Raw genomic sequence first — 25,787 nt, forward strand, 5'->3', positions numbered from 1 at the left:
GACGCCGTCAGGCCCCGGCCCATGAGCGACAGCGCCCTGGCTCCCGCCCGGGACCTGCTGGCCCGGGGGGCGCCCCAGGCGGCCCGGGAGTGGCTGCAGGCCAATCCGCCCCGGCCCGGGGATGCCGCCGAACACGCCTTCCTGCTGGGAGTGTGCCAGCTGCAAGCCGGCCAGCCCCGCCTGGCCGTGGCGCCGCTGGAACACTGCCTGGCCCTGGATCCCTCCCACATCAACGCCGCCAACGCCCTGGCCACGGCCCTCCACCTCCAGGGGAACAATGCCCGGGCCTGCCAGGTCCTGCGCCTGTGCCTCGAGTACCGGCCGGCAGCCGGCGAATGCCTGCTCAACCTGGGCCGCCTGCTGGAAATGGACGGCGACCACGCCGGCGCCATGGCCGCCTATGGGCGGGTTCCGGCGGCAACGCCAGCCCTGTCCTTCCCCGCCGGCCTGCGCCACGCCACCCTGCTCTCCCGCATGGGGCAGACGGAAGACGCCCTGGCGCTCCTGCGAACCCTGACACCCGAGCCGGCGGATGAGCTCCGGACCCTGCGGCAACTGCAAGGGGAAATACTGCTGGCAGCCGGCCGAGCCCCGGAGGCCGAGGCCCTGCTGGCCGGCGCCACGGATGCCCGCCAGCAATTGCTGTGGGGCATGGCCCTGGCCGCCCAGGCCCGCTGGGAGCCGGCCCGGACAGCCCTGGGCGAAGCCTGGGAGCGGGCTCCCGGGGAGCGCCGCCACTGGACCAACCCGCTCACCGGCCAGGCCTTCGGCCCCGCCCCCCTGCCCAGCCCGCTGCAGTGTTTTACCGGTTACCACCGCCAGCAGGTGGGCCGGGGAGAGTGGGCACAACGGCAAACCTTCGCCCGGGAAAGCGCCGCCTATCCCCTGGCGCCCACAGCGACGGACTGGCACAGCGCCTTCGCCCTCTTCTCCGCCCCCCTGGCACCGGCTGTCCGGCGCCGTCTGGCCGACCGCTGGGCCGACGCCCTGCTGGCGGCAATGCCTCCGGCCACCACCCTGCCCCAGCCCCGGGCCCGCCATGACGGCACCCTGCGCATCGCCTACCTGTCGCCGGACTTCGGCGACCACGCCATGGGCCATTGCCTGCGCTCCTTCTGCCGGCACCATGACCGCCGTCGCTGCCACATCACCCTCTATGCCGACTCCCGGGACGACGGCAGCGAAGTGCGCCGCCAATTGCGCCGGGAGGCGGATGCCTTCACCGAAGTTTATGGACTCAGCGACGGAGACCTAGAGCAGCGGATGGCCCGGGACGGCATCCAGATCCTGGTGGACCTGGCCGGCTACACCCGGGGCGGCCGCCCCCGCCTGGCGCGGCGCCCCGGCAGCCCGCTCAAGGTGCTGTACCAGGGCTACCCGGGCACCCTCGGCAGGGGCCTGGCCGACTACGCCCTGGTGGACCGGCACGTCTGCCCGCCGGGCAGCGAGGCCCACTGGGCCGAGGCCCTGATCCGGCTGCCGGACAGTTTCTTCCTGCTGGACAGCGAGGCGCCCGCCGTTCCCTTGCTGGAGGCGGCCGAGCTGGGCGCTCCCGCCGCCCCGGTGGTATTCGCCTGTTTCAACCAGACCTGGAAGGTGGATGCCCAGGCCATGGCCCTGTGGCAGGCCGTCCTGGCGGCGGTGCCCGAAGCCGTGCTGTGGCTGCATGCCGAGACGCCGGCCGTGGCCGCGGCGCTCACCCGGCGGGCCGCCGAGGCCGGCATCGGGGCGACCCGGCTGCACTTTTCCCCGGGCACCACCCGGCCCCGTTATCTGGCCCGCTACCGCCACGTCCATGCCGTGCTCGACACGCCCCTCTACCACGGCCACGGCACCGGCGCCGACGCCCTGGGGATGGGCACGCCCGTGCTGTCCCTGCAGGGGGAAGGCTTCCAGGCCCGGGTGGGCGGCAGCCTGGTACGGGCCCTGGGCCTGCCCCAGCTGGCGGCGGAAAGTGCCGAGGCCTATGTGGCCACCGCCATCCGCCTGGGCCGGGACGAGGCCTGGCGGCAGGCCCTGGCCGCCGACATCCGTCGGGGCTGCGCCACGGATGGGCCCCTCGGTACCCGGCGCCGGGTGCGCCAGCTGGAACAGGCCTACGCCAGAATCTGGCAACATCACCGGGCCGGTCTGGCCCCGGCCTCCTGCGCAGTGGAAGGAGGGACCGCAACTGAAGATGAGGAAAAGACAGCATGAGCAGAAACCTGTTTGCCGTCTGGCTGCTGGGCCTGCTGCTGGCGGGCAGTCCAGCGGCAGTGCTGGGGGCAGAAGCCGCCGCCCGGGTCGCCTTTGTCGTCGGCGAGGCCACGGCCAGCCTGCCGGACCAGCCGCCGCGCCAACTCGTCCGCGGCAGCGAAGTGGGGCCTGGCGACAGCATCCGCACCGGCCCCGGCGGCCGGCTGCAGTTGCGCTTTTCCGATGGCAGCCAGCTCTCCCTCAATCCCGGCAGCCTGTTCCGCATCGACGACTACCAGTTTGCAGCCACCACACCCCAGCCGGCCCGGGGCTTCTTCAGTCTGCTGCAGGGCGGTCTGCGCACCATCACCGGCCTCATCGGCAAGGCCCGGCGGGAGGATTACCGCATGCAGACCACGGTGGCCACCATCGGTATCCGGGGCACCGACTACGGCCTGGAATACGCGACGGATGGGGGCCTGGGGGCCACCACCTACAGCGGCCAGATTGAAGTGTGCAACGAGGGCGGCTGCCTGCTGCTGGACGCAGGGGAGAGCGCCCGGGTCAACGACGGCCACAGCCGGCCCGTCCGCAACGGCACGCCGCCGCCCTTGCCCGGCAGCGGGCCGGCCGGAGGCAGTGGCAGTGGTGACAGCGGTTTTGCCGCCAGCGGCGAACGGCGCGGCAGCGGCATCCCCGGCGGCCAGCAGCCCCCGGTCAACGGCGGTCCGTCCACCGCCCCGACGGGCGGCCGCTACTGAGGTACAGGCTGGATCAGCGGGGACGGCGTTCCCAGACCACGAAATCGTAGGCCGGGGCACCGGCGGGGGGGCTGCCGGGACGACGCGAACGCTCCTCCCAGGCATCCGCCTCCAGGGCGGGAAAGAAGGCGTCGGCCCGGGGTTCATCCCGGACCTCGGTGAGATAGAGGCGCCGGGCCAGGGGCAGGGCCTGGGCGTAGAGATCGGCGCCGCCCATGACGAAGACCTCGCCGCCGCCGGCGGCGGCCAGGGCCTCTTCCAGGGAATGGGCGAGGATGGCGCCGGGCGCCAGGTAGTCCCGGTTGCGGCTGACCACCACATTGCGCCGCCCCGGCAGGGGACGGAACTTCTCCGGCAGGGATTCCCAGGTCTTGCGCCCCATGATCACCGGGCGCCCCTGGGTGGTGGCCTTGAAATAGGCCATGTCCTCCGGCAGGCGCCAGAGCAGCTGGTTGTCCAGGCCGATGGCCCGGTTGGCCCCCACCGCCACGATCAGGGCGACGAGCTGGGGAGCCTCGGAGGAAGTGGTCGGTTCAGAGTTGGCCATGGCGACGGCAGTAGGCAATGAGGCCCCGGGTGGAGGCGTCCAGCCCCTCGTCGGGCGTGCCTTCCAGGGCAGGCAGGAGGCGGCCGGCGAGCTTCTTGCCCAGCTCCACCCCCCATTGGTCGAAGGAATTGATGCCCCACACCACCCCCTGGACGAACACCTTGTGCTCGTAGAGGGCGATCAGCAACCCCAGGTGGTAGGGGTCCAGGCGGGGCAGCATCAGGGTGGTGGACGGCTGGTTGCCGGCAAACACCTTGTAGGGCAGGACCGCGGCGATCTCCGCCTCGGCCCAGCCCTCCAGCTCCAGCTCGGCCCGGGCCTCCTGCTCGCTGCGGCCGAAAGCCAGGGCCGAGCTCTGGGCCAGGCAGTTGGCCAGCAGGGGGCCGTTGTGGCCCGGCAGGGGATAGTCGCTGGTGGCGGCGACGATGAAGTCGCTGGGAATGAGCCAGCCGCCCTGGTGCAGCAGCTGGAAGAAGGCATGCTGGCCGTTGATGCCAATCTCGCCCCAGACGATGGGATTGGGATGGCAGGACAGGGGCTTGCCGCTGCGGGTCACCATCTTGCCGTTGCTCTCCATCTCCAGCTGCTGCAGGTAGCCGGGCAGGGTACGCAAAGACTCGTTGTAGGGCAGGATGGCCAGGGTTTCGGCGCCGAGGAAGTTGGTGTTCCAGATGCCCAGCAGGCCCATCAGCACCGGCAGGTTCTGCTCCAGGGGCGCCTTGAGGAAATGCTGGTCCAGGGCCTGGGCGCCGGCCAGGAGCCGCTCGAACTGGGTCATGCCGATGGCCAGGGCCAGGGCCAGGCCCACCGCGGACCACAGGGAATAGCGGCCGCCGACCCAGTCCCACATGGTGAAGATGTTGTCGTGGCCGATGCCGAACAGACCCGCCTCGGCCGGTGCCGCCGTCACCGCCACGAAGTGCCGGGCCAGGGCCGCCGCCTCGTTCTCCGGACCGGCCGCCGCCAGCAGCCAGTCCCGGGCCGTCTCGGCGTTGCGCAGGGTTTCCTGGGTGGTGAAGGTCTTGCTGGCGACGATGAAAAGGGTGGTGCGGGGGTCCAGGGTCTCCAGCAGGGGCGCCAGTTGGGCCCCGTCCAGGTTGGAGACGAAATGCACGTGCAGGGCCGGATGGTCGTAGGCCGACAGGGCCCGGGCCGCCATCTTGGGCCCCAGGTCGGAACCGCCGATGCCCAGGTTCACCACATGGCGGATGGCCTCGCCGGAGTAACCGCGCCACAGGCCGCTGCGCACCCGCTCGGAAAACTGCCGCATCTGGGCCCGCACCGCCCGCACCTCGGGCATGACGTCCTTGGCCGCGCTGGGGAAGGGGCCGGTGCCGAGGAAACGCAGGGCCGGATGCAGCACCGCCCGCTGTTCGCTGACGTTGATGCGCTCGCCGGCGAACATGCGATCGCGCCAGCCTTCCACATCCGCCGCCCGGGCCAGGTCGGTGAGCAGCCCCAGGGTCTCGGGAGTGATGCGCTGCTTGGAAAAATCGGCGAGAAAATCGCCGAGGCGGAAGGAAAGCTTCTCGAAGCGGGCCGGTTCCCGGGCGAACAATTCCCGCAGGTGGTGCGAACGAAGCTGCTCCCGGTGGGCCAGGAGGGCCTGCCAGGGCGCGGTGCGGGTGATGTCCATGGGCATGGGCGGTATTCCCGGTCAGACGGCGATGGGCGCAGCGATGGAGGGATGGGGATCGTAGCCTTCCAGGGCGATGTCCTCGAAGCGGAAGGCGAACAGGTCCTTCACCTCGGGATTGAGCACCAGCTTGGGCAGGGGACGGAAATCCCGGGACAGCTGCAGGCGCGCCTGGTCCAGGTGGTTGCTGTAGAGGTGGGCATCGCCCAGGGTGTGCACGAAATCGCCGACCTGGTAGCCGCAGACCTGGGCGATCATGTGGGTCAGCAGGGCGTAGGAGGCAATGTTGAAGGGCACGCCGAGGAAGATGTCGGCACTGCGCTGGTACAGCTGGCAGGACAGCTTGCCGTCGGCCACGTAGAACTGGAACAGGCAGTGGCAGGGCGGCAGAGCCATGGAATCCACGTCCCCCGGGTTCCAGGCGGAAACCACGTGGCGGCGGGAATCCGGGTTCTTCTTCAGGTTTTCCACCAGCTGGCCCACCTGGTCGATGAGACGCCCGTCCGGCGTCTCCCAGCGGCGCCACTGCTTGCCGTACACCGGCCCCAGGTCGCCGTTGGCATCGGCCCACTCGTCCCAGATGGAGACGCCGTTGTCCTTGAGGTAGCGGATGTTGGTGTCGCCCTGCAGGAACCACAGCAGTTCGTGGATGATAGAACGCAGGTGCAGCTTCTTGGTGGTCATGACGGGGAAGCCGTCCGCCAGGTTGAAACGCATCTGCCAGCCGAAGACGGAACGGGTGCCCGTGCCGGTGCGGTCGGTCTTGACGTGGCCGTGCTCGAGCACGTGGCGCATGAGGTCGTGGTACTGCTGCATGGAGAGGGGCTCCGCTACTTTTTTATCGCTGGCATTGTAGCCGTTTGCCCCCGTCCCGCCCATGGCGGCGACGGGCGGGGCCGTTGACGGAGACCCCGCCGCCGCCAACGCCTGGGGGACAGTTCGCAGCATGGGAAAAATGACGTAAGCTTGGCTCCGGAGCTGCCGGCACAGGCGGACCCGTCCATGGAGGCGGCGACAGGACCGCCAATATCGCTGGAACGACTTCAACGGGGAACATCGTGATTCTGAGCCTCTTTTCCGCCAAGCCGGAGCACCCCCTGGCCGACGCCAAGGAACTGCGCCGCGCCATCGCCGAACTGCCCCTGGACAATGCCTTCAAGGCGGTGGACGAGGTGCTGGCCTGGTTCGAGTCCCTGCTCAGCGCCGAAGGCTTCAAACCCGAGCAGCTGTTCGACACCGTGCGCCAGCTGGACGAAGCGGCCCAGCCCCACCTGCGCCGCCTGACCCGGGACTACCTGCACTCCCCCCGCCTCTCCAAGACCGAGGAGCGGCGCCTGTGGACCGCCAGCACCGCCTTCTGGGACCTGCTGGCACGGCTCTACGAACAATCCCTGGCGCGCTACCGCGGCAAGGAGAAGGGGGCTGACGCCCTCAAGCCCCACCTGCCCCTGATCCACGCCCGCCTCATCCTGGCCTACGGCAACCAGCTGAAGTGGCGCCAGTACCACTACGGCCCGGTGGAAGGCGACATCTGGCTGCGCCTGGGCCAGGCCTATCTGGCGGCGGAAAGCGAAGGCGTCGCCGGGCGCCTGCTGCTGCTCTATCCGGGGCAGAGCAGTTCCTCCTCCGCCACCCTGGAATACCTGAAGGTGCTCATGTTCCACGCCTCCTCCATGGACAGCCTGCTGCCCGCGGAGATCGAACTGGCGGAAAGGCTGATCGGCCATTGCCTGCCCCTGTTCGTGTTCGGCAGCCGCTCCGGTCCCGAAAGCGTGTACTGGATCGACCCGGCCCAGCCCCTGCCGCCCGTACGCCTCACCCGGGAGCCCCAGGCGGCGCCGACCCTGCGCTTCTTCGCCCCGGGCAACGCGCCCCAGACCCTGGCCGAACTGATCCGCAGCGTCGAACTGGGCACCGTGCCGGAAGAGGTGAATCTGGGGGGCCAGTATCCGGCCCGCATGATCCTGCCGGTGCTGCACCATCTGGCCATGCACTGGGCGCCGACCCCGCCCTTGCGGGAACACCGGCGGCACCAGGTGAAATCCCTGCTCACCGTGGTCAACGGTTTCGAGGCGGCCTTCAAGGTCTTTTCCGGCAAGCCGGACGGGGACGGAGCGGCGGAAAGCTGGATCGCCGACAACGTCAGCCTGGGCGGCTTCGGCGCCCTGGTGCCGAACCTGCGCGGCGACTGGCTGCGCATCGGCGCCCTCCTGGCCATGCAGCCGGAAGGCGGCAGCAACTGGCTGCTCGGCGTGGTGCGGCGCTACGGCCGGGAATCAGATACCCAGGCCGCGGTCGGCATCCAGACCCTGGCGCGCCAGGCCCTGGCGGTGGAGCTGCGGCCCCGCAGCACCTCGGCCTACGCCCTGGCGGCGGGCATTCCGGGCATGCTGCTGCGGGATGGCATGGAAGAAGGGGAAGTGCGGGTGGTAATGCCGCCGGCCAGCTTCGACGTGCGGGAAAACCTGGAGTGCGAAGCCGAAGGCCGGCACCTGCTGCTGACCCCCATGGACATCCAGGAAAGCGGCAGCGATTACGAAATCGCCCGCTACCGGGAACTGCGCAGCGACAACTGAAGGCCGACTCAGGCGGCCGGCGGACGCCGTGCCGACTTGGGACGGAAGGCCGCCACCACGGATTCCCGGGTTTCCACATAGGGCCCGCCGATGAGGTCCAGGCAGTAGGGCACGGCAGCGAAGATGCCGGGCACCAGCACCTTGCCCTCCCCGTCCTTCACCCCTTCCAGGGTTTCCTGAATGGACTTGGGCTGGCCCGGCAGATTGAGGATCAGGGCCTGCTTGCGGATCACCCCCACCTGGCGCGAAAGAATGGCGGTCGGCACGAACTGCAGGCCGATCTGCCGCATCTGCTCGCCGAAGCCGGGCATGACCTTGTCCGCCACCGCCAGGGTGGCTTCCGGCGTCACATCCCGGGGCGCCGGACCGGTGCCGCCGGTGGTCAGCACCAGATGGCAGCCTTCGTCGTCCACCAGTTCCATGAGGGTGGCTTCGATGCCCGGCTGGTCGTCGGCGATGAGGCGCGACTCTTCCTCCCAGGGGGTCAGCAGCACCCCGTCCAGCCACTGGCGCAGGGCCGGCAGGCCCTTGTCCTCATAGACGCCGCTGGATGCCCGGTCGCTGATGGAGACCAGGCCGACGCGCAGGGGCCCTTCGCTCATGCTTCCTCCCCGGCATCATCCCCGGTGGCTGCGGCAGCACCGCCCTCCTCCAGTTCCTTCAGCACCTGGAAGATGGCGCGATAGCTCTTCGGCGGCTTGTTCTGTTCCTGCTCCTTGAGGGCGCTGCGGCGCAGCTGGCGCAGGTGGGTGAGATCGGCCTGGGGCCAGTGGACGGCGATGTCGGCCAGGGCCACGGCCTCGTTTTCCAGGAGCAGGGTGCGCAGACGCTCGCGCCGGTGCAGCTTGGCGTTCTCCGCGGCGGAGGCGCCATTGACCACGTCCAGGGCGGCCTGGATCGGCTCCGGGTCCACATCCCGCATCAGCTTGCCGATGTACTGCAGCTGCCGGCGCTGGGCCTCCCGCTTGGGCAGGCGCTGGTATTCGAGCAGGGCGCCGCTGAGGGTCTCGGACAGTTCGACCTTGCCCAGCAGGCGCTTGAGACGGTCCGGCGGCAGTTCCACCAGGGCGCGTCCCAGGTCCTGCTTGTCCTGCATGGCTTGTTTGCGTTTTGTCTTGCTGACGGGCTCGCCGTCCAGGGGGTCCAGTTCTTCCATGATTCCTTGTACTTCTCGGCAGGGGTGGGCGGTGGGGGCTGCTATGATAGCGATTTTACCCCTCTGTCTCGCTGTTCATGGCCAAGAAAGCTCTCCCCAAGCCCTCCCGTACCACCGCTGCAGCCACTTCCGGCCGCTTCTCCCTGCCCCAGGCCGACCTGCTGCAACTGGCCCGGGACACCGTGGCCCTGGCCACCCGGGGCGGCGCCTCCGCAGCCGAGGTGGATGTCTCCGAGGGCTTCGGCCAGTCGGTCAGCGTCCGCCAGGGCGAGGTGGAAACCATCGAATACAACCGGGACAAAGGCATCGGCGTCACGGTGTACCTGGGCCAGCGCAAGGGCTACGCCTCCACCAGCGACTTTTCCCGCCAGGCCCTGGCCCAGACCGTGGATGCGGCCCTGGCCATCGCCCGCTACACCGCCGAGGACCCCTGCGCCGGCCTGCCGGAAAAGGCCCTGCTGGCCAAGCAGTGGCAGGATCCCCAGCTTTACTATCCCTGGCAGCTGAGCGTGGAGGGCGCCATCGACCTGGCCCGCCGCTGCGAGGATGCGGCCTTCGCCGTCAGTCCCCTGGTGAAAAACTCCGAGGGCGCCACCGTCTCCCTGCAGGAAGGCCAGTTCGCCACCGCCAACAGCCTGGGCTTTGCCGGCGGCTACCCCAGCTCCCGCCACTACATTGCCTGCTCCGTCATCGCCGGCAAGAAGGGGCGCAATGCGGAAATGCAGCGGGACGACTGGTATTCCACCCACCGGGACCCGGCGGACTTCCCCGCCCCCGAGAGCATCGGCGACTACGCCGCCCGCCGCGCCCTGTCCCGCCTGGGCGGGCGCAAGGTGAAGACCTGCGAGGTGCCGGTGATCTTCGAGGCCCCCATCGCCAGCGGCCTGCTCGGCAACTTCGTCTATGCCGCCAGCGGCGGCAGCCTCTACCGCAAGGCCAGCTTCCTGGTGGACAGCCTGGGCAAGCGCATCTTCGCCCCCGGCATCAACATCAGCGAGCGCCCCGACCTGCCCAAGGGCCTGGCCTCCGGCCCCTTCGACAACGACGGCGTCGCCACCCGCTCGCGCCAGGTGGTGAGCGACGGTGTGCTCAACGGCTATTTCCTCAGCGTCTATACCGCCCGCAAGCTGGGCATGACCACCACCGGCAACGCCGGCGGCTGCCACAACCTGGTGCTGGAGCCGGGCCGGGAAGACCTGGCCGGCCTCATCCGCCAGGTCAAGCGCGGCCTGCTGGTCACCGAACTGCTGGGGCAGGGGGTGAACTACGTCAATGGGGACTACTCCCGGGGTGCCGCCGGCTACTGGATCGAGAATGGCGAAATCGCCTATCCGGTGGAGGAAATCACCATCGCCGGCAACCTCAAGGAGATGTTCATGAACATCGCCGGGGTCGGCAACGACGTGGTGGTGCGCGGCTCCAAGCAGACGGGTTCCATTCTCATCCAGCGGATGACTGTCGCGGGCGCCTGACCCCGGGCGAAAGCCGCTTCCAGCAAGCTCTTCCAGCCGGTCCGGATTAGGGTAATCCCTATTGCCGGACCGCTTCGGGCCGTCGCTATAATGCGTCGGCTGCAACACACCGAACAATCCCTGGAGGAGACAAAATGGAACGTCGTTCCTTTCTCAAAAAAGCTGGTGTCGGCATTGCTGCCGGCGCTGCTGCCACTACCGTATCTGCACCCGCAATCGCCCAAACCCAGCCCACCATCAAGTGGCGTCTGACCTCCAGCTTCCCCAAGAGCCTGGACACCCTCTACGGTGGCGCCGAAGTTCTGGCCAACCGCCTGCGCGCCATGACCAACGGCAAGTTCGACATCCGCGTCTTCGCCGGCGGTGAAATCGTCCCCGGCCTGCAGGCCCTGGACGCCGTGCAGCAGGGCACCGTCGAGTGCTGTCACACCGCCCCCTACTACTACGTGGGCAAGGACAAGACCTTCGCCCTGGGCTGCTCCATCCCCTTCGGCATGAACGCCCGCCAGATGAACGCCTGGGTGTACTACGGCGGTGGCCAGAAGCTGCTGGACGAGTTCTACGCCAACTACAACATCGTCTCCTTCATGGGCGGCAACAGCGGGACCCAGATGGGCGGCTGGTTCCGCAAGGAAATCAAGAATCTGGGCGACATCAAGGGCCTCAAGATGCGCGTCGCCGGCCTCGGCGGCACCGTCTTCGAGCGCCTCGGCGCCGTGCCCCAGCAGATCGCCGGCGGCGACATCTATCCCGCCCTGGAAAAGGGCACCATCGACGCCGCCGAATGGGTCGGCCCCTACGATGACGAGAAGCTGGGCTTCTTCAAGGTCGCCAAGAACTACTACTACCCGGGCTGGTGGGAGCCGGGTCCCGCCTTCTCCTTCTATGTGAACAAGAAGGAATGGGACAAGCTGCCCAAGGAATACCAGGAGGCCTTCCAGGCCGCCGCCTACGAGGCCAACGTCACCATGCTGGCCGAGTACGACCACAAGAACCCGCCGGCCCTCTCCCGCCTGCTGTCCCAGGGCGTGAAGCTGCAGAAGTACTCCGACGAGATCATGAACGCCGCCTACAAGGCCGCCATGGAAATCTACGCCGAAGAATCTGCCAAGAACCCGGCCTTCAAGAAGATCTACACCGAGTACGACAAGTACCGGAAGACCCAGAACGCCTGGTTCAGCGTGGCCGACACCACCATGGACCGGTTCCTGCAGACCCACAAGTAAGGTAAGCTCGACGCAGTAACAGGAGTGCCCCAGCCATCGACACGACGGCTGGGGCATTTGCACATGTATCCCCTTTGCTGTTTTCATCGCTGGCAGCGGTGAGGTTCAGCCGCCCGGCTTTCGCAACATCAGTTAGGCAACAAAAATAAGGAGACAAACCATGGATCGTCGCAAATTCCTGAAAAATGCCGGCGTCGCTGCCGGTGCCGGCGTGGCCACCACCGTCGCGGCTCCCGCCATCGCCCAATCCCAGCCCACCATCAAGTGGCGCCTGACCTCCAGCTTCCCCAAGAGTCTCGACACCATCTACGGCGGCGCCGACGTGCTGGCCAACCGCCTGCGCGCCATGACCGGCGGCAAGTTCGACATCCGCGTCTTTGCCGGCGGCGAGATCGTCCCCGGCCTGCAGGCCCTGGACGCCGTGCAGCAGGGCACCGTCGAGATGTGCCACACCTGTTCCTACTACTACGTGGGCAAGGACAAGACCTTCGGCTTCGGCACCTCCGTGCCCTTCGGCATGAACCCGCGCCAGATGAATGCCTGGATCTACTACGGCGGCGGCCAGAAGCTGCTGGACGAGTTCTACGCCAACTACAACGTGGTGTCCTTCGCCGGCGGCAACACCGGAACCCAGATGGGCGGCTGGTTCCGCAAGGAAATCAAGACTCTGGATGACGTCAAGGGCCTCAAGATGCGCATCGCCGGCCTCGGCGGCGCCGTCTTCGAACGCCTCGGCGCCGTGCCCCAGCAAATCGCCGGCAGCGACATCTATCCCGCCCTGGAAAAGGGCACCATCGACGCCGCCGAATGGGTCGGCCCCTACGACGACGAAAAGCTGGGCTTCTTCAAGGTCGCCAAAAACTACTACTACCCGGGCTGGTGGGAACCGGGCCCCACCATCCACTTCTTCGTGAACAAGAAGGAATGGGACAAGCTGCCCAAGGAATACCAGGAGGCCTTCCAGGCCGCCGCCTACGAGGCCAACGTCACCATGCTGGCCGAGTATGACCACAAGAACCCCACCGCCCTCTCCCGCCTGCTGTCCCAGGGCGTGAAGCTGCAGAAGTATCCGGATGCGGTGCTGGAAGCCGCCTACAAGGCCGCCATGGACCTGTACACCGAGGAATCGGCGAAGAACCCGGCCTTCAAGAAGGTGTGGACCGAGTACGACAAATACCGCCGTACCCAGAACGCCTGGTTCAGCGTGGCCGACACCACCATGGACCGCTTCCTGCAGAGCCACAAGTAAGCCCGGGCATCGCCCGCAAAAAAGCCGCCGGTGATCCGGCGGCTTTTTTTATGTCCTAGCTAGACGGACGGGAGCCTCAGGCATCCACCCAGTCGATGATGCTGCGCCACTGCTCCAGGTCCTTCTCGGCCCGGGCCGGGGTCAGGTCGAACAGGGTGGCCCCCTGGGCCGCCGCCTGGACGTAGAGCTGGGTGTCCCGCAGATAGGCGAGGATGGGCAGGTCGTAGGCGGCGAAGAAGCGCTCCAGTTCCCCCGCCGCCCGGGTCCGGGCATCCACCCGCATGCCCACCACCGCCACCTGCAGCTCCCCCTTGCGCACGGCCTTCTCGGCCAGCAGGGTGTCGAGGAAGTGGCGCGCCGCCAGGATGTCGAAGAGGGAGGGCTGCACCGGCACCAGCACGTGGGTGACCTGTTTCAGGGTGCGGTCCAGGGCCTTGCCGTGGAAGCCGGCGGGCGTATCCAGTACCGCATGGGTAGTGCCCTTGGGCGGCCGGGCCGGCTCGTCGTGCTTCAGTTCCCAGCTGCGGATGGCGGGCAAAAAGCCGGGGCGCAGAGCCAGCCACTCCCGGGAGGACTGCTGCCGGTCCAGGTCGCCCAGCATCACGGGCTTGCCGGACTGGGCCAGATAGCCGGCCAGGTTGGTGGCCAGGGTGCTCTTGCCGGCGCCGCCCTTGGGGTTGGCGATCAGGTAAGCCTTCATCTAGGGGGTTTCCTCCACGTTTGCATGTCGCGCCAGCCGCTCCAGGGTGTGGCGCACCAGTTCGATGTGTTCCCGCAGGGTATAGAGCAGGTCCGAATAGGCCAGGGGGATATTACGCCGATAGGCCTCGTCCTCGATACGGTCGAGGCGGTCCAGGTATTCCAGCTTGCGGCCCGGATCATAGCTTTCCTTCAGCTCGTTCTCGAGGAACTTGAGGTCGCCGTAGCAGCGGAAAATCTTGGAGCGGATGCGCCAGCTGTAGATGGAGGGCGCCACCTTGAGCAGGGGCAGCAGCAGGGCGAAGATGGGCAACAGCAGCACCACCAGCCGGTCCACCAGGATCGCCGCCCAGAAGGGCAGATAGCGCTGCAGCAGGGGCGGGCCGGACTTGTAGTAGCGCTCCGCCGTGTCGGCCACCGGCAGGCTCTGGTCCCGTACCGCCGGGAAATCGCCGCGGCGCTGGAAGAAGCCGGCCTTGCCGTGCACTTCGCTGGCCGCCTGCAACAGCAGGGACTGGATGGCCGGATGCAGGCTGTCATGCACCACCAGATTGGCGGTGGCCGCCAGCAGGGTGGTGTCGTGGGGCGGGAAGTTGCGCACCAGGTCCACCGCTCCTTCCGGCAGGACGATCTTCGACAGGTAGGGGAAGCGCCGGGTGTAGGCCTCGGCCTGGGCGAAGTTCATCACCTTGATGCCGGGGGAGCGCAGCAGCACCTGCACCACCGGCGCCTCCGGCGCGGCGATGACGAAGGCGGCATCGAGGCGGCCCTGCTGCAGTTCTTCGGCCGCCTTGAGGCCGCCCAGGGACAGCAGGTGCTTGCCGTCCACCGGCACCTCGTTGGCCGCCAGCAGTTGCAGGGCCAGGCCCCGGATGCCGCTGCCCTCGGCGCCGACGGCGATGCGCTTGCCGGCCAGCTGGTGCAGGCGCTCCAGTTCCCGCTCGCTGCGGTAGAAGACCCACACCGGCTCGTAGTACATGCTGCCCAGGGAGGACAGGGGCAGGGCCTCGTCCTCCTCCAGGTAGTCCGGCCGGGGCGCCTCGACGCCGCCCTGGACCAGGGCGATCTCCACGTCGCTGTCCTTGTCCAGCAGGCGCTGCAGGTTCTCGGCGGAACCGTTGGAGGTGCGCACCTCCAGGGTGATGCCGTTACGCGCCAGGATTTCCGCATACTTCTTGCCGAAGGCGTAGTAGGCGCCGCTGTCGGCCCCGGCGGACATGACCACGTGCCGTGGCGGCGCCGGCTGGATGAACTGGACGGCGACGACGAAACCCAGGGCCACCACCAGCACGATGGGCCAGGCCGTAGCCAGGAGGTCCCGCAGGGAGAGCAGGCTGTTGCGAACTTTGGCGCCCATGGACGACCTTTCCGTTTAAGGCAGCAGCACCGTGGAGCCGGTGGTCTGCCGGCCTTCCAGGGCGATGTGGGCGGCAGCGGCCTGCTGCAGGGGGAAGCGCTGGTGCACCTCGATCTTCACCTGGCCGCTGGTGACCACGCCCAGCAGCTCCGTCGCCAGGGCCTCCAGGTCGGCGCGGCGGGCGGTGTAGTGCATCAGGGTGGGGCGGGTGAAGAAGAGGGAGCCCTTCTGGGACAGCAGCAGGGGATCGATCAGACCCACCGGGCCGGAGGCGTTGCCGAAGCTGACCATGGTGCCCAGGGGCCGCAGGCTGTCCAGGGAGCCGGTGAAGGTGTCCTTGCCGATGCCGTCGTAGACCACCGGCACGCCTTCACCACCGGTGATGTCCCGCACCCGCCGGGCGAAGTCCTCCCGGGTGTAGAGGATGGGGTGGTCGCAGCCGTGGGCCCGGGCCAGCTCGGCCTTGGCCTCGGTGGAAACGGTGCCGATGACGGTGGCCCCCAGGGCCTTGGCCCACTGGCAGGCGATGAGGCCGACGCCGCCGGCGGCGGCGTGGATCAGCACGGTGTCGCCTTTCTGCACCCGGTAGGTGCGACGCAGCAGGTAGGCGGCGGTGAGGCCCTGCAGCATCATGGCGGCGCCGGTCTCGAAGGAGAGGCTGTCCGGCAGGCGGATGAGGCGGTCGGCGGGAATCAGGCGGGCCTCGCTGTAGGCCCCCAGGGGACCGCCGGCATAGGCCACCCGGTCGCCCACCTGCAGGTGGGTGACGCCGGGGCCCAGGGCTTCCACCGTGCCGGCGCCTTCGAGGCCGATGCCGGAGGGCAGGGGCACGGGATAGAGGCCGCTGCGATGGTAGGTGTCGATGAAATTGAGACCGACGGCGGCATGGCGCACCCGGACTTCGCCGGGGCCGGGCTCGCCGACGCCGACCTCTTCCCACTGCAGCACTTCGGGGCCGCCGGTGCGGTGAAAGCGGATGGCATGGGTCATTTTTTGTCTCCTTTTGTATTCTGCTGGGGGTGCGTCACTATACCGCCGCTCCCCGGCGGTGCGAATGGCCCCGATTGGCCTTAATATTGGCGCCATGACCAATATCCACCACACCGTTCTCGGCCGCCTGCTGCTCGCCTGGGCCCTGGTTTCCCTGCTCCTGGGCGGCAGCGCCTGGTATGTGGCGACGGAGCGCATCGACGATGCGGTGGTGGCCCTGGCCCAGGCCGAATCGGCCCGCTTCCAGGCGGCCGAGCTGGAGGCGGCGGAAATGTCGGCCCAGCAGCTGGATTTCCTGCGGCAGCGGGCCCTGGGCTTCGTCCGCGACCATTTCGTGGTGATCGAGCTGTATGACCGGGAACGGCGCAAGGTGGTGGAGGCGGTCAATCCGGCCCACCAGGACATCGAGGCCGGGCTCAAGGGCAGCGCCCACGCCTTCCCCATGGACGGCAAACACCATTACGAGAAACACACCATCCTCAACAACACGGTGGTGCAGGTGCTGGTGCCGATCCTGGACCGGGAGCGCAACATCGCCGGCTACTTCGAAGGCGTCTTCCTGGTCTCGCCGGAAGAGGAGGCCCGCCTGCGCCGGGACCTCAACCTGATCCTGGGCCTGGTGCTGGCCGCCGCCCTCATCACCACGGTGGTGCTGTACCCGGTGATCCTTTCCCTCAACCGCAACGTGCTGCGCTTCTCCCGGGAGGTGCTGCGGGGCAACCTGGAAATGGCCTCGGTCCTGGGCGCCGCCATCGCCCAGCGGGATTCGGACACCAGCATCCACAACTACCGGGTGGCGCTCTACGCCTGCCGCCTGGGCGAGGTCACGGGGGTGGAGGGCGACGCCATGCGGGCCCTCATCATCGGCGCCTTCCTGCACGACGTGGGCAAGATCGGCATCAGCGACAACATCCTGCTCAAGCCGGGCAAGCTGGATGCGGAGGAATTCCGCATCATGCAGACCCACGTCTCCCTCGGCGTGCACATCATCGCCCCCTCCCCCTGGCTTCAGGCGGCCCGGGAGGTGGTGCAGTTCCATCACGAGAAGTACGACGGCAGCGGCTACCTGCAGGGATTGAAGGGCGAGGAGATTCCCCTCAACGCCCGCATTTTCGCGGTGGTGGACGTCTTCGACGCCCTCACCTCCCGCCGCCCCTACAAGGAACCCATGACGTGCGAAGCGGCCCTGGCCATCCTGCACAAGGATGCGGGGACCCACTTCGATCCCCGGCTGGTGGCCGCTTTCGCCCCGGTGGCGGCGCCCCTCCACGCCGAACTGTCGCGCCTCGACGAAGGGGCCATCCAGGCCCTGCTGGAAGAGCGCATCAGCCGCTACTTCTTCGCCGCCTTCCTCGCCCGGGAATAAGTCCCGCCGCAGCCCTTGCCCGGGAGGCAGGCGGGACCAGCCTCCCGGCATGGCCATGCCTGCAACGTCCGTCCCTATTGCCCCTCAGGGCACATCGCCGCAACAGCGGCGTCCCATCTGCCCGGCAGGCCGGGCGTCAAACCCATCCTAGAGCGGTGTCAGCTTGGCGAATTCCAGGGCCAGCCACTTCATGCCGGCAGAACCGAAATTGACCTGGACCCGGGCATCGGCGCCCCGGCCCTCGGTGGCGACGATGACCCCCTGGCCGAACTTGGCGTGGCTGACGTTCTGCCCCACCCGCAGCCCGGCGGGAGCGGCGCTTTCGTAGGCCGTCACCGGTGCCGCCGCCCGGGGGCTGCGGCTGTAGCTGTTGTCGTAGGCCGGGGTGCTGCGGGCATTGACCCGCAGCAGCAGTTCCTGGGGCAACTCGTCGAAGAAGGCGGAGGGCACGCAGTAGCGGGTCTGGCCGTGCAGCATGCGGGTCTGGGCGTGGGACATGTAGAGCCGCTGGCGGGCCCGGGTGATGGCCACGTACATGAGGCGGCGCTCTTCCTCCTCGCCGGACTTTTCCATGACGGAGTTTTCGTGGGGAAAGAGGCCCTGCTCCAGGCCGGAGATGAAGACCACGTCGAACTCCAGGCCCTTGGCCGCATGCACCGTCATCAGCTGCACCGCCTCCTGGCCGTCGCCGGCCTGGTGGTCGCCGGCCTCCAGGCTGGCGTGGGCGAGGAAGGAGGCCAGGGGCGACGGCAGGGGTGCATCGGGGGTGGCCGGATCGGGCACCGGCATGGCCCCCTCTTCGGCGATGAAGCTGGCGGCGGCGTTGATCAGTTCGTCCAGGTTCTCCAGCCGCTCCTGGCCTTCCTTCTCGCCCAGGTAGTGCTGGCGCAGGCCGCTACGTTCGATGATGTGTTCCACCACTTCGGGCAGGGGCAGGTTTTCCGTCTCCCGCCGCAGCTCCTCGATGAGGCGGATGAAGGCGCCGACGGCGGCCCCGGCCTTGCCGGTGAGGCTGGCGGCGGCGTTGTAGAGGGGCGAGTTGGAACGGTGGGCCGCTTCCTGGAGGTTTTCCAGGCTGCGGGCGCCGATACCCCGGGTGGGGAAATTCACCACCCGCAGGAAGGCGGTGTCGTCGTCCGGATTGGCCAAGAGGCGCAAGTAGGCCAGGGCGTGCTTGATTTCCTGGCGCTCGAAGAAGCGCAGGCCGCCGTACACCTTGTAGGCCACGCCCTTGGTGAACAGCTCGTGCTCCAGCACCCGGGACTGGGCGTTGGAGCGGTAGAGGAAGGCGATCTGGTCCCGGGAGACGCCCTCCCGAATCAGTTCCCGGGCCTCGTCCACGATCCAGCGGGCCTCGTCCAGGTCGGAGAAGCCCTCGAACACCCGGATCGGCTCGCCGGCACCCTGGTCGGTCCACAGGTTCTTACCCAGGCGGCCCTGGTTGTTCTTGATGAGGGCGTTGGCCGCATCCAGGATGTTGCCGTGGGAACGGTAGTTCTGCTCCAGGCGGATGACGTTCTGTACCCCGAACTCCCGCTCGAAGTCCCGCATGTTGCCCACCTCGGCGCCGCGGAAGGCATAGATGGACTGGTCATCGTCGCCCACGGCGAACACCGCTGCCCCCTGGGGCGCGCCGGCAGTGCCGTCGTGGCCGGCCAGGAGCTTCAACCAGGCGTACTGCAGGCGGTTGGTGTCCTGGAACTCGTCCACCAGGATGTGGCGGAAGCGCTCCTGGTAATGGCGGCGCAGGGGCTCGTTGCGCGACAGCAGCTCGTAGGTGCGCAGCAGCAGTTCGGCAAAATCCACCACCCCTTCGCGCTGGCACTGGCCCTCGTACTCGGCCCACAGCTCCACCCGGCGGCGGGTGTAGTCGTCCCACACCTCGGCCTGGGCCGGGCGCAGGCCCTGGTCCTTGTGGGCGTTGATGAAGTGCATCAGCTCCCGGGGCGGGAACTTCTCGTCGTCTACGTTGAGGTTCTTCAGGAGACGCTTGATGGCGGAGAGCTGGTCGGCGGAATCGAGGATCTGGAACAGGGAGGGCAGCCCGGCTTCCTTGTGGTGGGCCCGCAGCAGCCGGTTGCACAGGCCGTGGAAGGTGCCGATCCACATGCCCCGGGTGTTGATGGGCAGCATGGCCGAGAGGCGGGCCAGCATCTCCTTGGCCGCCTTGTTGGTGAAGGTCACCGCCAGCACCGCGTGGGGCCCCATCTGGCCGGTGGAAATGAGCCAGGCGATGCGGGTGGTGAGCACCCGGGTCTTGCCCGAACCGGCGCCGGCCAGGATCAGGGCATGCTGGGGCGGCAGGGTCACGGCCTGGAGTTGTTCTGGATTGAGATTGGCAAGCAGGTCGGACATGGGGACGGGAAGCCGCGGGCAGGGGCGCGGACGCAGGTTAAGGTCAGGCCGGGATTATAGCCCCGCCGGGGCCGGGGAACTTTTTGGTGCGCCGCACCATCCAATCTTCCGGATGCTACGGGTAAACCACAAATGATCGCCGGAACATCTGAGATATAATCGATATTGCAATGCAACATAAAACAGTCACCAAGCCCACAAGGCCGCGGACGGACTGCATTGGTTACCGCCAAGTTTGAAAGGAAACAGCATGAACAACCCGAAGATTCTGCCCTGGATCGCCCGCAAAGCCGGCATCACCGAAACCATGGCCACCAAGCTGTGGCAACGCGCCGTCGAGGAAGCGAAGACCGCCTGTGGCTGCACCGAGGGTTCCGAGTTTCACCGCCACAGCATCGAGCGCTTTCTCGATCTGGTGGAAGCCCGCGCCGGCGGCACCGTGCGCCAGCCCTACAGCAACAGCACCGCCCAGGTCAGCTGGATCTGGCGCCACCAGGGCCGCATGGCCATGTTCGGCCTGATGGCTGCGGAAAACGCCGCCAAGTTCTGGCAGGACACCTGGAAGAACGTGTTCACCCCCGACCTGCACAAGCGCAAGGTCGGCTGTTGAGCCCAGGCGGCCGCCCAGGCCGCCCGATCGGACCACCCGGGACCAAGCCGCCCCGGCGGCTCCTTACCCCCTGAATTTCCCCTCGCCTGCCCGATTCCCGCCTTCAGCGGGAGACGGCCCCGGGCGCCACGCCCAGCTCCGCCGCCAGACGACCCGCCATCTGCCGCGCCTCTTCCCGGCCGGCGAAGCCCCCCACCCGCAGCACATAGACGTAGCCCTCCTCCCCGGCCCCATCGTGACGCGGACGAATCCGCGCCGGATAGCCGGCCTCCCGCAGCTGGTCGTACAACGCCAGGGCCTCGGCCTGGGTCGCCACCGGCGGCAGGTTGACGCCCCAGGCGCCGCCACGGCGCAGGACGCCGGCCCCGGCCTGGATTTCCGTTTCCGCCGCCCACTTCTCCACCTGCGCCGCCTCGACGCTGGCCACCGCACCGGGCGCCTGGTCCCGCAGGGCGCTGGCGAAGGCCAGAGGCTCGCTCAAGGCCATGGGTTCGCCCAGGGGATGGGTGACCACGATATGGCCTTCGAGCAGGCAGATCAGGTCCTTGTCCTCGGCGGACTTGCCCCACAGGTCGGTGCCGCGGATGCCGGCGGTCAGGGTGGCGGCGCGGACGTTGATGGCCCGCCCCGTCAGGCGCTGGGGAAAGAGGCCGGTGGTGAAGCGGAAGGCGCCCCGCAGCACGTCCAGGGCCGCCGTATAGACGCCCCCCGGGCGCTGGCCGATGGCGTTGAGATGGAGCTGGGCGTTTTCCCCCAGCTTGACGCCGCTGCCTTCGGGCAGCTGGATCAGCACCCGGGAGCCGCTGCCGGTGACGATCCTGTCCCGGTTGGCGAGGGACTGGCCCGGCACCAGGGGCCGGCGCTCGCCGCTGCGCTCCAGCCAGGCCGGCGCCTGCACGGCCTCCACCACCGCCTGCCGGGAGGCCGGTCCGGCCACGGCAGGGGCGGCGGCCCACAGCGTCAGGGTTGAAAGCAGCAGGGGGCGCAACAATCCCATGTTCATCTCTCCGCAGTGGCCTGGAGCGGCCCGTTCATGATCAGGAAACCGCCCGGGCGGCGGCAAAGAGCCGATTTTGCCCAATGGAGCAGGAGCGGACCGGTTATAATTTCACGCTTTGCAACGAATTTCTGGCCGCCCAAATGCAGGAAAAATACCAACCCGCGGAAGTCGAACTCGCCGCCCAGCAACACTGGGTCAAGACCCAGGCCGCCCGTGCCGTCGAAGACACCACCAAGCCCAAGTACTACTGTCTTTCCATGTTCCCCTATCCGTCGGGGAAGCTGCATATGGGGCACGTGCGCAACTATACCATCGGCGATGTGCTGACCCGCTTCCACAAGATGCAGGGCTACAACGTGCTGCAGCCCATGGGTTGGGACGCCTTCGGCATGCCGGCGGAAAATGCCGCCATCCAGAACAAGGTGCCCCCCGCCAAGTGGACCTACGCCAACATCGACTACATGCGCAGCCAGCTGCAGCGCCTGGGTTTCGCCATCGACTGGGAGCGGGAATTCGCCACCTGCACCCCCGAGTACTACCGCTGGGAACAGTGGCTGTTCACCCGCCTGTATGAAAAGGGCCTGATCTACAAGAAGCTGGGCACCGTGAACTGGGACCCGGTGGACCACACCGTGCTGGCCAACGAGCAGGTCATCGACGGCCGCGGCTGGCGCTCCGGCGCCCTGGTGGAAAAGCGCGAGATCCCCATGTACTACATGAAGATCACCGCCTACGCCGAGGAACTGCTGGCCGACCTGGATCAGCTGCCGGGCTGGCCCGAGCAGGTGCGCCTGATGCAGAAGAACTGGATCGGCAAGAGCACCGGCGTGCGTTTCGCCTTCCCCCTGGCCGACAACAGTGACGAAAAACTGTGGGTATTCACCACCCGGGCCGACACCATCATGGGCGTCACCTTCGTCGCCGTGGCCGCCGAGCATCCCCTGGCCACCCGCGCCGCCGCGAATAACCCGGCACTGGCGGCCTTCATCGAGGAATGCAAGAAGGGCGGCGTGGCCGAGGCCGACATCGCCACCATGGAAAAGAAGGGCATGCCCACGGGCATCTTCGTTCAGCACCCCCTCACCGGCGAGCAGGTGGAAGTGTGGGTCGGCAACTACGTGCTGATGGGCTACGGCGAAGGCGCCGTGATGGCCGTGCCCGCCCACGACGAGCGGGACTTTGCCTTTGCCAAGAAGTACAACCTGGCCATCAAGCAGGTCATCGCCGCTGCAGGCGAGACCTTCAGCCTGGACGGCTGGCAGGAATGGTATGGCGACAAGAGCCGCGGCACCTGCGTCAATTCCGGCAAGTACGACGGCCTGGCCTACGAGGCCGCCGTGGATGCCATCGCCGCCGACCTGGCGGCCAAGGGCCTGGGCGAGAAGAAGGTGCAGTTCCGTCTGCGCGACTGGGGCATTTCCCGCCAGCGCTACTGGGGCTGCCCGATTCCCGTGATCCACTGCGAGTCCTGCGGCGACGTGCCGGTGCCTGACGACCAGCTGCCCGTGGTGCTGCCGGAGAACGTGGAAATCACCGGTGCCGGTTCCCCCCTGGCCAAGATGCCCGAGTTCTACGAGTGCACCTGCCCCAAGTGCGGTAAGCCGGCCCGTCGTGAAACCGACACCATGGATACCTTCGTCGAGTCCTCCTGGTACTTCCTGCGCTACGCCTGCCCGGACAACACCCAGGCCATGGTGGACGAGCGTGTGGCCTACTGGTGCAAGGGCGGCATCGACCAGTACATCGGCGGCATCGAGCACGCCATCCTGCACCTGCTCTACTCCCGCTTCTTCACCAAGCTGATGCGCGACGTGGGCCTCTTCGGTGAGCAGAAGCTGGACGAGCCCTTCGCCAACCTGCTGACCCAGGGCATGGTGGTGGCCCCCACCTTCTATCGCGACGCCGAAGGCGGCAAGAAGGAGTGGATCAACCCGGCCGACGTGGATGTGACCACCGACGAGCGCGGCCGCCCCACCGGCGCCACCCTCAAGGCCGACGGCCAGCCGGTGGTCATCGGCGGCACCGAGAAGATGTCCAAGTCCAAGAACAACGGCGTGGACCCCCAATCCCTGATGGACGAGTACGGCGCGGACACGGCCCGCCTGTTCATGATGTTCGCCGCCCCGCCCGACCAGTCCCTGGAATGGTCCGACGCCGGTGTCGAGGGCGCCTTCCGCTTCCTGAAGCGCCTGTGGAAGCTGACCCACGACCATGTGGCCGCCGGCATCGTTCCCGCCTACAGCGGCGGCGAGCTGGAGGGCAGTCTCAAGGACTTCCGCCGCCAGCTGCACCAGACCATCGGCAAGGTCACCGACGACTACGGCCGGCGCAAGCAGTTCAACACCGCCATCGCCGCCGTCATGGAGCTGCTCAACGCCTTCGCCAAGCTGCCGGACAGCCCGGCCGCCAGCAGCGTCAAGCAGGAAGCCCTGGAAGCGGCCGTGCTGATGCTCTTCCCCATCGTGCCCCATGCCTGCCAGGCCCTCTATGCCGAACTCAAGCCCGGTGCCGATGCCGGCCAGGCCGCCTTCCCCAAGGCCGATGCCGCCGCCCTGGTGCAGAGCGAGATCGAGCTGATGCTGCAGGTGAACGGCAAGCTGCGCGGCAGCATCAAGGTGCCGGCCGATGCGGCCAAGGATGCCATCGAAGCGGCCGCCCTGGCCTCCGAGACGGTGCAGAAGCACCTGGACGGCCAGGCCCCGAAGAAGGTGGTGGTGGTGCCCGGCCGTCTGGTCAATATCGTGGTTTAAGGAGTCGTCTGTGCGCGCCCGTCTGCTCGTTTCCCTTGTCCTGCTCGTAACGCTGGCCGGCTGCGGCTTCCAGCTGCGGGGCGCCCAGACCATGCCCTTTCCGACCCTGTACGTGTCCATGGCGGAGAATTCGGAAATCACCGCCAACCTGAAACGATACATCCGGGCCAACAAGTCCACCGAACTGGTGGACAACCGGGAAGATGCGGCGGCCACCCTGGTCCAGTTCCCGGAACGCCGGGAGCGGATCGCCCTGTCCTACAACTCCGCCGGCCGGGTGCGGGAACTGCAGCTGCAGTACCGGGCCAACTTCCGCCTGGAAGACGCCAAGGGCAAGGCCCTCTCCGCACCCATGGAAATCTACCTGACCCGGGACATCACCTACGACGATGCCCAGGTGCTGTCCAAGGCCCAGGAAGAGGAACTGCTGTGGCAGGACATGCAGCGGGACCTGGTGCAGCAGCTGATCCGGCGCATGGCCAAGGCCAAGCCGCCGGTGGACGAAAACGAGGACTGACGCCGTGGCCCAGCTCCGGGGAGAACAGCTGGCGGCCCACCTGGAACGCCCCCTGGGGCCGCTCTACGTCGTGTATGGGGACGAGCCCCTGCTGGTGATCGAGGCCGGCGACGCCATCCGCGCCGCCGCCCGGCGCCAGGGCTACAGCGAGCGGGAAGTGCTGGTGGCCGGCCAGGGCTTCAACTGGACCCAGCTGGCCATGGCCGGCGGCAACCTCTCCCTCTTCGGCGACCGCAAGCTGATCGACCTGCGCATCCCCACCGGCAAGCCCGGGCGGGACGGCGGCCAGGCCCTGCAGGAACATTGCCAGCGCCTTTCCAGCGACGCCATGACCCTGGTCACCCTGCCCGAGCTGACCTGGCAGGACGAAAAGGCCTCCTGGTTCCAGACCCTGGCCGAAGCCGGCACCGTGCTCAAGCTGCAGGCCCCCAACCTCGGCGAACTGCCCCAGTGGATCGCCGGCCGCCTGCAGCGCCAGGAACAGAGCGCCGAGACGGAAGCCCTGCGCTTCATCGCCGAGCGGGTGGAAGGCAATCTGCTGGCGGCCCACCAGGAAATCCAGAAACTGGGACTGCTGTTCCCCAAAGGCAAGCTGAGCCTGGAACAGGTGCGGGAGGCGGTGCTCAATGTGGCCCGCTACGATATCGACGGTCTGCGGGAAGCCCTGCTGCAGGGCGACCTGGCCCGCCTGACGCGGACCCTGGATGGCCTGCGCCAGGAGGGCGAAGCGCCGCCCCTGGTGTTGTGGGCGGTGACGGAGGAAGTGCGGGCCCTGGCGGCCCTGAAGGAAGGACTCAACGCCGGCCGGCCGGCGGACCAGCTGCTCAAGGAACAGCGCATCTGGGGGCCGCGCCAGGCCCTGGTCAAGCGCGCCCTGGGGCGGCTTGACGCGCCGCGTCTGCGGGCGGCCCTGGCCCAGACGGCCCATATCGACCGCTGCATCAAGGGCCTGGGCGGCGGCGACGTGTGGGATGAATTCCTGCGCCTGGGCCTCAGCCTGCGCTAGGCCGGATGCCCGGACGGGCACCGGTCGATCGGGGATGCGACGGCCTTAAGCGGCCTTTTCATCGGAAGGCGGAACGTCCGGCAGGATGGCCGGCACCTCTTCCGGTTCATCGGGCACCAGATGCTCCCACTCGCAATCCGTATCTCCGGACTTGTGGCGCAATGCGGGCAGGGACGATTCGCGCACCAGGCACTCGCCCTGGCAACACTCTTCCACCACCACCACACCCACCTCGGCATCTACCTTGCGTTCCCCGTCCCAATAGCTGCAGGTGGCGCACACTTGCACTTCGGTGGGAACAATCAGCTTGCGACTCATAGGGTCTCCTGCGACGTCAAA

General features: G+C 67.9%; 22 protein-coding genes. 11 read left to right on the forward strand and 11 right to left on the reverse strand.

What is annotated here, in order from left to right:
- Nucleotides 1-21: 21 nt before the first annotated feature.
- Both OEL49_RS16115 and OEL49_RS16120 read left to right on the forward strand, forming a co-directional pair.
- Entirely contained in the window at nt 22-2,196 is a 2,175-nt protein-coding gene (locus tag OEL49_RS16115) for a hypothetical protein (protein ID WP_014236343.1), read from the forward strand.
- The gene (locus OEL49_RS16120) at nt 2,193-2,936 is read left to right on the forward strand and encodes a FecR family protein (RefSeq protein ID WP_287875636.1); all 744 of its coding nucleotides are present in this window, start codon (nt 2,193-2,195) and stop codon (nt 2,934-2,936) included. The genes OEL49_RS16115 and OEL49_RS16120 overlap by 4 nt, the downstream gene beginning before the upstream one ends.
- Before the next feature lie 13 nt (nt 2,937-2,949).
- Here the strand turns inward: OEL49_RS16120 and OEL49_RS16125 are convergent, their stop codons facing one another.
- The 3 genes from OEL49_RS16125 to OEL49_RS16135 are packed head-to-tail and all read right to left on the reverse strand — an operon-like array spanning nt 2,950 to nt 5,935.
- Complete coding sequence (locus tag OEL49_RS16125; protein ID WP_014236341.1) at nt 2,950-3,483, reverse strand: dihydrofolate reductase; 534 nt, start codon at nt 3,481-3,483, stop codon at nt 2,950-2,952.
- The gene (gene pgi / locus OEL49_RS16130) at nt 3,470-5,125 is read right to left on the reverse strand and encodes a glucose-6-phosphate isomerase (protein ID WP_014236340.1); all 1,656 of its coding nucleotides are present in this window, start codon (nt 5,123-5,125) and stop codon (nt 3,470-3,472) included. Before pgi ends, OEL49_RS16125 begins: the two co-directional genes overlap by 14 nt.
- Before the next feature lie 15 nt (nt 5,126-5,140).
- A complete protein-coding gene (locus tag OEL49_RS16135) occupies nt 5,141-5,935 on the reverse strand; it encodes a thymidylate synthase (RefSeq protein ID WP_014236339.1) in 795 nt (264 codons plus the stop codon).
- 242 nt (nt 5,936-6,177) lie between these two features.
- Here OEL49_RS16135 and OEL49_RS16140 point away from each other — a divergent pair, with 242 nt between their 5' ends.
- Nucleotides 6,178-7,695, forward strand: a complete 1,518-nt coding sequence (locus tag OEL49_RS16140) for a hypothetical protein (RefSeq protein ID WP_287875640.1) — start codon at nt 6,178-6,180, stop codon at nt 7,693-7,695.
- A gap of 8 nt (nt 7,696-7,703) precedes the next feature.
- On the opposite strand, the gene mog is transcribed toward OEL49_RS16140, so the two are convergent.
- Together mog and yjgA are read right to left on the reverse strand one after the other, a co-directional pair.
- Entirely contained in the window at nt 7,704-8,297 is a 594-nt protein-coding gene (mog, locus tag OEL49_RS16145) for a molybdopterin adenylyltransferase (RefSeq protein WP_130459379.1), read from the reverse strand.
- Nucleotides 8,294-8,851 carry a ribosome biogenesis factor YjgA gene (gene yjgA / locus OEL49_RS16150; protein WP_287875646.1) on the reverse strand — a complete coding sequence of 186 codons (558 nt, stop codon included), beginning with the start codon at nt 8,849-8,851 and terminating at the stop codon, nt 8,294-8,296. Before yjgA ends, mog begins: the two co-directional genes overlap by 4 nt.
- 77 nt (nt 8,852-8,928) lie before the next feature.
- Here yjgA and pmbA point away from each other — a divergent pair, with 77 nt between their 5' ends.
- From pmbA to OEL49_RS16165, 3 genes are all read left to right on the forward strand, one after another.
- Nucleotides 8,929-10,323, forward strand: coding sequence for a metalloprotease PmbA (gene pmbA / locus OEL49_RS16155; protein WP_014236335.1), 1,395 nt, complete (start codon nt 8,929-8,931; stop codon nt 10,321-10,323).
- Between the two features lie 134 nt (nt 10,324-10,457).
- On the forward strand, nt 10,458-11,549 hold the full coding sequence (locus OEL49_RS16160; RefSeq protein WP_014236334.1) for a TRAP transporter substrate-binding protein: 1,092 nt from the start codon (nt 10,458-10,460) through the stop codon (nt 11,547-11,549).
- Nucleotides 11,550-11,709: 160 nt separating this feature from the next.
- Nucleotides 11,710-12,798, forward strand: a complete 1,089-nt coding sequence (locus tag OEL49_RS16165) for a TRAP transporter substrate-binding protein (protein ID WP_014236333.1) — start codon at nt 11,710-11,712, stop codon at nt 12,796-12,798.
- 76 nt (nt 12,799-12,874) lie between these two features.
- Here OEL49_RS16165 and OEL49_RS16170 read toward each other — a convergent pair whose 3' ends face one another.
- From OEL49_RS16170 to OEL49_RS16180, 3 genes are read right to left on the reverse strand one after another with little or no spacing between them, the layout of a single operon-like run.
- Nucleotides 12,875-13,498 carry a ParA family protein gene (locus tag OEL49_RS16170; RefSeq protein ID WP_014236332.1) on the reverse strand — a complete coding sequence of 208 codons (624 nt, stop codon included), beginning with the start codon at nt 13,496-13,498 and terminating at the stop codon, nt 12,875-12,877.
- Nucleotides 13,499-14,854, reverse strand: a complete 1,356-nt coding sequence (locus OEL49_RS16175; protein WP_014236331.1) for a TAXI family TRAP transporter solute-binding subunit — start codon at nt 14,852-14,854, stop codon at nt 13,499-13,501.
- Nucleotides 14,855-14,869: 15 nt separating this feature from the next.
- On the reverse strand, nt 14,870-15,844 hold the full coding sequence (locus tag OEL49_RS16180; RefSeq protein ID WP_014236330.1) for a quinone oxidoreductase family protein: 975 nt from the start codon (nt 15,842-15,844) through the stop codon (nt 14,870-14,872).
- Nucleotides 15,845-15,908: 64 nt separating this feature from the next.
- Here OEL49_RS16180 and OEL49_RS16185 point away from each other — a divergent pair, with 64 nt between their 5' ends.
- Nucleotides 15,909-17,210, forward strand: a complete 1,302-nt coding sequence (locus tag OEL49_RS16185) for an HD-GYP domain-containing protein (protein WP_287875653.1) — start codon at nt 15,909-15,911, stop codon at nt 17,208-17,210.
- A gap of 147 nt (nt 17,211-17,357) precedes the next feature.
- Here the strand turns inward: OEL49_RS16185 and OEL49_RS16190 are convergent, their stop codons facing one another.
- Nucleotides 17,358-19,565: a UvrD-helicase domain-containing protein gene (locus OEL49_RS16190; protein ID WP_287875655.1), complete on the reverse strand. Its 2,208-nt coding sequence runs from the start codon at nt 19,563-19,565 to the stop codon at nt 17,358-17,360.
- A 250-nt stretch (nt 19,566-19,815) separates the two neighbouring features.
- On the opposite strand from OEL49_RS16190, the gene OEL49_RS16195 reads away from it, so the two are divergent.
- Entirely contained in the window at nt 19,816-20,175 is a 360-nt protein-coding gene (locus tag OEL49_RS16195) for a hypothetical protein (RefSeq protein WP_014236327.1), read from the forward strand.
- A gap of 103 nt (nt 20,176-20,278) precedes the next feature.
- Here OEL49_RS16195 and OEL49_RS16200 read toward each other — a convergent pair whose 3' ends face one another.
- Nucleotides 20,279-21,172: an SPOR domain-containing protein gene (locus OEL49_RS16200; protein ID WP_014236326.1), complete on the reverse strand. Its 894-nt coding sequence runs from the start codon at nt 21,170-21,172 to the stop codon at nt 20,279-20,281.
- Between the two features lie 143 nt (nt 21,173-21,315).
- Between OEL49_RS16200 and leuS the strand changes: the two genes are divergently transcribed.
- Genes leuS through holA form a run of 3 tightly spaced genes read left to right on the forward strand, consistent with a single transcriptional unit; the run spans nt 21,316 to nt 25,448 of the window.
- Nucleotides 21,316-23,925, forward strand: coding sequence for a leucine--tRNA ligase (leuS, locus tag OEL49_RS16205; RefSeq protein ID WP_043798851.1), 2,610 nt, complete (start codon nt 21,316-21,318; stop codon nt 23,923-23,925).
- Between the two features lie 10 nt (nt 23,926-23,935).
- Entirely contained in the window at nt 23,936-24,442 is a 507-nt protein-coding gene (gene lptE / locus OEL49_RS16210) for an LPS assembly lipoprotein LptE (protein WP_014236324.1), read from the forward strand.
- Nucleotides 24,443-24,446: 4 nt separating this feature from the next.
- Nucleotides 24,447-25,448, forward strand: a complete 1,002-nt coding sequence (gene holA, locus OEL49_RS16215; RefSeq protein ID WP_014236323.1) for a DNA polymerase III subunit delta — start codon at nt 24,447-24,449, stop codon at nt 25,446-25,448.
- Nucleotides 25,449-25,493: 45 nt separating this feature from the next.
- On the opposite strand, the gene OEL49_RS16220 is transcribed toward holA, so the two are convergent.
- A complete protein-coding gene (locus OEL49_RS16220; protein ID WP_014236322.1) occupies nt 25,494-25,766 on the reverse strand; it encodes a hypothetical protein in 273 nt (90 codons plus the stop codon).
- Between the last annotated feature and the right edge of the window lie 21 nt (nt 25,767-25,787).

The organism is Azospira sp. (assembly GCF_030247495.1).
In the GTDB taxonomy this organism is placed as follows: Bacteria; Pseudomonadota; Gammaproteobacteria; order Burkholderiales; family Rhodocyclaceae; genus Azospira; species Azospira oryzae.

Excerpts from the sequence above, each read along its gene's own strand:
- OEL49_RS16115 (WP_014236343.1), top strand. The coding sequence starts at position 22 with ATGAGCGACAGCGCCCTGGCTCCCGCCCGGGACCTGCTGGCCCGGGGG.
- OEL49_RS16120 (WP_287875636.1), top strand. The coding sequence starts at position 2,193 with ATGAGCAGAAACCTGTTTGCCGTCTGGCTGCTGGGCCTGCTGCTGGCG.
- OEL49_RS16125 (WP_014236341.1), bottom strand. The coding sequence starts at position 3,483 with ATGGCCAACTCTGAACCGACCACTTCCTCCGAGGCTCCCCAGCTCGTC.
- pgi (WP_014236340.1), bottom strand. The coding sequence starts at position 5,125 with ATGCCCATGGACATCACCCGCACCGCGCCCTGGCAGGCCCTCCTGGCC.
- OEL49_RS16135 (WP_014236339.1), bottom strand. The coding sequence starts at position 5,935 with ATGCAGCAGTACCACGACCTCATGCGCCACGTGCTCGAGCACGGCCAC.
- mog (WP_130459379.1), bottom strand. The coding sequence starts at position 8,297 with ATGAGCGAAGGGCCCCTGCGCGTCGGCCTGGTCTCCATCAGCGACCGG.
- yjgA (WP_287875646.1), bottom strand. The coding sequence starts at position 8,851 with ATGGAAGAACTGGACCCCCTGGACGGCGAGCCCGTCAGCAAGACAAAA.
- pmbA (WP_014236335.1), top strand. The coding sequence starts at position 8,929 with ATGGCCAAGAAAGCTCTCCCCAAGCCCTCCCGTACCACCGCTGCAGCC.
- OEL49_RS16160 (WP_014236334.1), top strand. The coding sequence starts at position 10,458 with ATGGAACGTCGTTCCTTTCTCAAAAAAGCTGGTGTCGGCATTGCTGCC.
- OEL49_RS16165 (WP_014236333.1), top strand. The coding sequence starts at position 11,710 with ATGGATCGTCGCAAATTCCTGAAAAATGCCGGCGTCGCTGCCGGTGCC.
- OEL49_RS16170 (WP_014236332.1), bottom strand. The coding sequence starts at position 13,498 with ATGAAGGCTTACCTGATCGCCAACCCCAAGGGCGGCGCCGGCAAGAGC.
- OEL49_RS16175 (WP_014236331.1), bottom strand. The coding sequence starts at position 14,854 with ATGGGCGCCAAAGTTCGCAACAGCCTGCTCTCCCTGCGGGACCTCCTG.
- OEL49_RS16180 (WP_014236330.1), bottom strand. The coding sequence starts at position 15,844 with ATGACCCATGCCATCCGCTTTCACCGCACCGGCGGCCCCGAAGTGCTG.
- OEL49_RS16185 (WP_287875653.1), top strand. The coding sequence starts at position 15,909 with ATGGCCCCGATTGGCCTTAATATTGGCGCCATGACCAATATCCACCAC.
- OEL49_RS16190 (WP_287875655.1), bottom strand. The coding sequence starts at position 19,565 with ATGTCCGACCTGCTTGCCAATCTCAATCCAGAACAACTCCAGGCCGTG.
- OEL49_RS16195 (WP_014236327.1), top strand. The coding sequence starts at position 19,816 with ATGAACAACCCGAAGATTCTGCCCTGGATCGCCCGCAAAGCCGGCATC.
- OEL49_RS16200 (WP_014236326.1), bottom strand. The coding sequence starts at position 21,172 with ATGGGATTGTTGCGCCCCCTGCTGCTTTCAACCCTGACGCTGTGGGCC.
- leuS (WP_043798851.1), top strand. The coding sequence starts at position 21,316 with ATGCAGGAAAAATACCAACCCGCGGAAGTCGAACTCGCCGCCCAGCAA.
- OEL49_RS16220 (WP_014236322.1), bottom strand. The coding sequence starts at position 25,766 with ATGAGTCGCAAGCTGATTGTTCCCACCGAAGTGCAAGTGTGCGCCACC.